Origin of the sequence: Mycobacterium sp. 852002-50816_SCH5313054-b, assembly GCF_001667185.1 — a bacterium.
Lineage (GTDB): Bacteria > Actinomycetota > Actinomycetes > Mycobacteriales > Mycobacteriaceae > Mycobacterium.
This window is the reverse complement of sequence record NZ_LZIC01000062.1, coordinates 26313-32528: the sequence shown is the minus strand read 5'-3', so window position 1 is coordinate 32528 and position 6216 is coordinate 26313. Positions and strand designations below refer to the sequence as shown.

Here is a 6216-nt window from a genome sequence, read left to right as displayed (position 1 = left end):
GGCCGGCTACTACGACGGCATCGGCGCCGCCCGCAGGGCGACCGCTGGAGCCGGGTCGTCATCGAGAAACCCTTCGGCCATGGTGATCTGCACGTGGTCGACGTAATGGGCGTTCCAGATCGGGTCGAACAACTGGTTGGCGAACCGCAGCGCCAGGATGTTGCGCACGGTCTCCTTGCCCAGGTAGTGGTCGATCCGGAACACCGCCTCCTCCGGAAAGACGGCGTTGACCGCCTTGTTCAGGGCTTGGGCGCTTTCCAGGTCATGGCCGAAGGGTTTCTCGATGACGACCCGGCTCCAGCGGTCGCCCTGCGGGCGGGCCAACCCGGAGGTGTGCAGCTGGTCGCACACCACTGGGAACGACTTGGGCGGGATCGCCAGGTAGAAGGCGTGATTGCCGCCGGTGCCGCGCTCGGCGTCGAGCTTCTCCAGCGTCTCGGCGAGCCGGGCGAACGCCTCGCCGTCGTCGAAAGCCCCCGGCACGAAACGAAATCCCTCGGCCAGCCGCTCCCAGTTCTCCTCCCGGAAGGGAGTGCGGCAATGCTCCTTGACGGCCTGGTAGACGACCTTGCGGAAATCCTGGGTCTGCCAGTCCCGGCGGGCGAAGCCCACCAGGGAGAAGGTGGGCGGCAGCAGCCCGCGATTGGCCAGGTCGTAGATGGCCGGCATGACCTTCTTGCGGGCCAGGTCGCCGGTGACCCCGAAGATCACCATGCCGCACGGACCGGCGATGCGGGGCAGCCGCTTATCCTGCTTGTCCCGCAACGGGTTTTGCCATTGCACCGCCCCGGCGCGGGCGCCCACCTTGGAGTTCGCCGGGCTCATGTGCCGGCGGAGTCGAGCTGCTTCTGAGTCTCCTCCAGCAATTCGGTCCAGGACTCCACGAACTTGTCGACGCCCTCGTTCTCCAGCACCACGAAGACGTCCGTCAGGTCGACCCCGACGGCGTCGAGCTTGTCGAACACCTCCTGCGCGGCCGAAGCCGTCCCGGTGACCGTGTCGCCCTTGACCTCGCCGTGATCGGCCACCGCGTCAATCGTCTTCTCCGGCATGGTGTTCACCGTGTTCGGCGCGACCAGCTCGGTGACGTAGAGGGTGTCGGGGTAGTCGGGGTTCTTGACGCCGGTGGAGGCCCACAGCGGGCGCTGCACGCGGGCACCGTCGGACTTGAGCGCCGCGAAGCGATCACCGCCGTTGAAGACCTCCTCGTAGGCGGCGTACGCCAGCCGGGCGTTGGCCACCCCGGCCTTGCCGCGCAGCCCCAGGGCGTCCTCGGAACCGATCTTTTCCAGCCGCTTGTCGACCTCGGAGTCCACCCGGGAAACGAAGAACGACGCCACCGAATGGATCTTGGACAGGTCGTGGCCGGCTTCGCGGGCCTTCTCCAGCCCGGCCAGGTAGGCGTCCATCACCTCACGGTGCCGTTCCACGGAGAAGATCAGCGTGACGTTGACCGAAATCCCTTCGGCCAGGACGGAAGTGATGGCCGATATCCCGGCCTTGGTGGCCGGGATCTTGATGAACAGGTTCGGCCGGTCGACGATCTTCCACAGCTCGACGGCCTGGGCGACGGTCTTGTCGGTCTCGGCGGCCAGCCGCGGGTCCACCTCGATGGACACCCGGCCGTCGACGCCGTCGGAGGCCTCCCATTCGCGTTTCAACACGTCGCACGCGCTGCGTACGTCGTCGGTGGTGACGGTGCGCACGGTGGCGTCGACGTCGGCGCCGCGTTCGGCCAGCTCGGCGATCTGAGCGTTGTACGAATCGCCCTCGGCGAACGCCTTCTGGAAGATCGACGGGTTGGTGGTCACGCCGACAACGCTTTTGGTGTCGATCAGCTCCTGCAGGTTGCCGGACTGCAGTCGCTGGCGCGACAGGTCATCCAGCCAAACGGACACGCCCGCCGCGCTCAACGCCGCGAGGTTGGGGTTCTGACTGGCCATGTGAATCACCCTTTCTCAGTTGTCCACTACCTGTTCCGCGGCGGCCGCGACGGCTTCGGCGGTAAAGCCGAACTCACGGAACAAAGTCTTGTAGTCGGCGGATTCGCCGTAGTGCTCGATCGACACGATCCGACCCGTGTCGCCGACCAGTTTGTGCCACGACTGCGCGATCCCGGCCTCGACGGCCACCCGCGCCGACACCGACGGGGGCAGCACGCTGTCCCGGTACTCCTCGGGCTGGGACTCGAACCACTCCACGCACGGCATCGACACCACGCGGGCGACGATGTCTCTGTCCGCCAACTGGTTTCGCGCCTCGACCGCGAGCTGCACCTCGGAGCCGGTGGCAATCAACACCACGTCGGGCTCCTCGCCGCCGTCGTCGCCGAGGATGTAGCCGCCGCGCCCGACGCCCTCGAAGTCGGTGCCCTCCAGCACCGGCAGGCCCTGGCGGGTCAGGATCAGGCCGACCGGGCCGCTGCCGTTGCCGCGGGCCAGGATCGTGCGCCAGGCATACGCCGTCTCGTTGGCGTCGGCCGGGCGCACCACCGACAGGTGGGGGATGGCGCGCAGCGCCGCCAGGTGCTCGATGGGCTGATGCGTCGGGCCGTCCTCGCCCAGCCCGATCGAGTCGTGCGTCCACACGTAGATGGTGTCGATGTCCATCAGCGACGCCAACCGCACCGACGGGCGCATGTAGTCGGAGAACTGCAGGAACGTGCCGCCGTAGGCGCGGGTCGGGCCGTGCAGCACGATGCCGGACAGGATGGCGCCCATGGCGTGCTCGCGCACGCCGAAGTGCAGCGTGCGACCGTACCAGTCGGCGGTGTAGTCCTTCGTCGAAATGGATGGGGGCCCAAACGATTTGACGTTGTCCATGGTGGTGTTGTTGCTGCCCGCCAGGTCCGCCGAGCCGCCCCACAACTCCGGCAGTTTCGGCCCCACCGCGTTCAGCACCTTGCCGGACGCCGCGCGGGTGGCCAACGGCTTGTCGTCCGGTGTCCAGGTGGGGATGTCCGCATCCCAGCCGTCGGGCAGCTGCTCGGCGGTCAACCGGTCCAGCAGCGCCTTGCGCTCGGGCTCGCGTTGGGCCCACGCGTCGAACTCCGCCTGCCACTTCTCGTGGGCTTCCTTGCCCCGGTCCACCAGCTTGCGGGTGTGGGCGATGACCTCGTCGCGCACCTCGAAGTTCTTGTCGGGATCGAATCCCAGGATCTTCTTGACGGCCGCGACCTCGTCGTCGCCGAGGGCCGAGCCGTGCGCCTTGCCGGTGTTCATCAGGTGGGGCGCCGGGTAGCCGATGATGGTGCGCAGCTCGATGAACGACGGCCGGTCGGTGGCGGCCTTGGCGTTGGCGATGGCCTCCTCGATGCCGACGACGTTCTCGCCGCCCTCGACCCGCTGCACGTGCCAGCCGTAGGCCTCGTAGCGCGCCGCGGTGTCCTCGCACAGCGCGATGTTGGTGTCGTCCTCGATCGAGATCTGGTTGTGGTCGTAGAAGACGATGAGGTTGCCGAGCTGCTGCACCGCCGCCAGCGACGACGCCTCGGACGTCACGCCCTCCTCGATGTCCCCGTCGGAGGCGATCACGAAGATGAAGTGGTCGAACGGGCTGGTGCCCGGCTCGGCGTCCGGATCGAACAGGCCCCGCTCGTAGCGCGACGCCATCGCCATCCCGACCGACGAGGCCAGGCCCTGGCCGAGCGGGCCGGTGGTGATCTCCACGCCCTCGGTGTGCCGGAACTCCGGGTGCCCGGGGGTCTTGGACCCCCAGGTGCGCAGCGACTCGATGTCGGACAGCTCCAGGCCGAACCCGCCGAGGTACAGCTGCAGATACAGGGTCAGGCTGCTGTGTCCGGCCGACAGCACGAACCGGTCGCGACCCAGCCAGTGGGTGTCGCTGGGGTCGTGGCGCATGGTGCGCTGAAACAGGGTGTAGGCCAGCGGGGCCAGGCTCATCGCCGTCCCGGGGTGGCCGTTGCCGACTTTCTGGACCGCGTCGGCGGCGAGCACCCGGATCGTGTCGACCGCAGCCGAATCGATCTCGGTCCAGTCGTCGGGCAGGTGCGGATGGGTCAGCGTGGAGATCTCTTCGAGTGTGGTCACAGCCTCTGTCCTTGGGTCATCAAGCTGATATTGCTCACCCTAATGCGGGAGTGCCGGCTCTTGCAGTGCAGAGTCTCGGGTACCCAACGCCGGCCGGTGTGAAAATTACGCGCCGACGGCTCGAGCCTCGCAATCAGTCCGGCAATGCGGGGAAAATTCACCCGAAGGGACCCTGCGGGCTGGCCACCGCTCCCACGCGGTCTACCATCGTGCGTAGTAGATGCTGCGCGCTGCTGCGACCCCGAGGAGTTATTGCGTGAGCGTTCGCGGGCGCGTCGCGCCGAGTCGAGAGGCACCGAGCCGGGTACCCGGCACGCTCCTGGCGTACCTGGCGCTCACCAAGCCGCGGGTCATCGAACTGCTGCTCGTCACCGCGATACCCGCGATGCTGCTCGCCCACCGTGGCACGGTGCACCCGTTGCTGATCCTCGACACGCTGATCGGCGGGATGCTGGCCGCCGGGGGAGCCAACACGCTCAACTGCGTGGCCGACGCCGACATCGACAAGGTGATGAAGCGCACGGCGCGCAGGCCGCTGGCGCGGGCGGCCGTGCCGACGCGCAATGCCCTGGTGTTCGGGTTGGTGCTCACCGCCGCGTCGTACTTCTGGCTCTGGTGGACGACGAACCTGCTGTCCGGGCTGCTGGCCATGGCGACCGTCGCGTTCTACGTGTTCGTCTACACGCTGCTGCTCAAGCGCCGCACCTCGCAAAACGTCGTGTGGGGCGGGGCGGCCGGCTGCATGCCGGTGATGATCGGCTGGTCGGCCGTCACCGGCACCATCGGCTGGCCGGCGCTGGTGATGTTCGCGATCATCTTCTTCTGGACTCCGCCGCACACCTGGGCGCTCGCCATGCGCTACAAGGACGATTACAAGGCCGCCGGCGTCCCGATGCTGCCCGCCGTGGCCACCGAGCGTCAGGTCACCAAGCAGATCCTGATCTACACCTGGCTGACCGTGCTCGCGACGCTGGCGCTGGCGCTGGCCACCGGGTGGCTGTACGCGGCGGTCGCCTTGGCGGCCGGCGTGTGGTTCCTGGCGATGGCCCACCAGCTCTACTCCGGCGTGCGGGCCGGCGAGCCGGTCAAGCCGTTGCGACTGTTCCTGCAGTCGAACAACTACCTGGCGGTGGTGTTCTGCGCGCTGGCGCTCGACTCCGTCGTCGCGCTGCCGACGCTGCTCTAGCCCCTACGGCAGCAGCACGATCGAGCCCGTGGTCTTGCGGCCCTGCAAATCCTGGTGCGCGCGCGCCGCTTCGGCCAGCGGGTAGCGCCCGCCGACCTCGATGGTGATGGCGCCGCCGGCGATCGCCTCGAACAGTTCGCCCGCGCGCCAATGGAACTCGTCGCTGGTGCGGATGAAGTGCACCAGCGACGGCCGGCTCAAGAACACCGAGCCGGCGGCGTTGAGGCGCTGCGGGTCAAACGGCGGAACGGGTCCGCTGGCCGCCCCGAACAGCGCCAGGGTGCCGCGGACGGCCAGGCTGGCCAGGCTCGCGTCGAACGTGGTCTTGCCCACGCCGTCGTATACCGCCGCCACCCCGGCGCCGCCCGTCAACTCGCGGATCCGCCGGCCGAATTCGGCGGCGTCGTCGGGGTAGGGGAGCACGTCGTCGGCGCCGGCCTGCCGGGACATCCGTTCCTTCTCCGGCGTGGACACCGTCGTGATGACCCGGGCGCCGAGCACCTTGGCCCACTGCGTCAGGATCAGCCCGACGCCGCCGGCGCCGGCGTGCACCAGCACGGTGTCTCCGCTTTGCACCGGATACACGGATTTGAGCAAGTAGTGCGCGGTCAGGCCCTTCAACATCACCGAGGCCGCCACGTCGGACGTCACGTGATCGGGCACCTTGGCGGTCAAAGATGCTGGCGCGGTGGCGAATTCGGCGTAACCACCGGACGCCGCCGCGGTACCCACCCGATCGCCCGCAGCGAACCCGTCGACCCCATCGCCCGTCGCGACCACGGTGCCGCACGTCTCCTGGCCGAGGATGAACGGCAGCTCCCGCGGATACTGCCCGGAGCGGAAATAGGTGTCGATGTAGTTGACGCCGATCGCCTCGGCCTTGATCAGGACCTCGCCGGGACCGGGCTTGGGCTCGGGCACGTCGACGTAGCGCAGGACTTCGGGGCCGCCGGTTTCGCTGATTTCGATTGCGTGCATGGG

The 6216-nt window shown here is 68.3% G+C and carries 4 protein-coding genes and 1 pseudogene; 1 reads left to right on the top strand and 4 read right to left on the bottom strand.

The features are described from left to right. Window positions 1-72: 72 nt before the first annotated feature. The 3 genes and pseudogenes from A5787_RS13095 to tkt all read right to left on the bottom strand — a co-directional run. A pseudogene (locus A5787_RS13095) lies at window positions 73-825 on the bottom strand (glucose-6-phosphate dehydrogenase); the annotation flags it as partial. Further along, entirely contained in the window at window positions 822-1943 is a 1122-nt protein-coding gene (gene tal, locus A5787_RS13090) for a transaldolase (RefSeq protein WP_066967124.1), read from the bottom strand. The gene tal and the pseudogene A5787_RS13095, both read right to left, overlap by 4 nt. Window positions 1944-1958: 15 nt before the next feature. Beyond that, window positions 1959-4049, bottom strand: a complete 2091-nt coding sequence (gene tkt / locus A5787_RS13085; protein ID WP_066967121.1) for a transketolase — start codon at window positions 4047-4049, stop codon at window positions 1959-1961. A 256-nt stretch (window positions 4050-4305) separates the two neighbouring features. Between tkt and A5787_RS13080 the strand changes: the two genes are divergently transcribed. Next, entirely contained in the window at window positions 4306-5235 is a 930-nt protein-coding gene (locus A5787_RS13080) for a heme o synthase (RefSeq protein ID WP_066967118.1), read from the top strand. 3 nt (window positions 5236-5238) lie between these two features. Here the strand turns inward: A5787_RS13080 and A5787_RS13075 are convergent, their stop codons facing one another. Further along, window positions 5239-6213, bottom strand: a complete 975-nt coding sequence (locus A5787_RS13075) for a quinone oxidoreductase (protein WP_066967115.1) — start codon at window positions 6211-6213, stop codon at window positions 5239-5241. Window positions 6214-6216 lie beyond the last annotated feature (3 nt).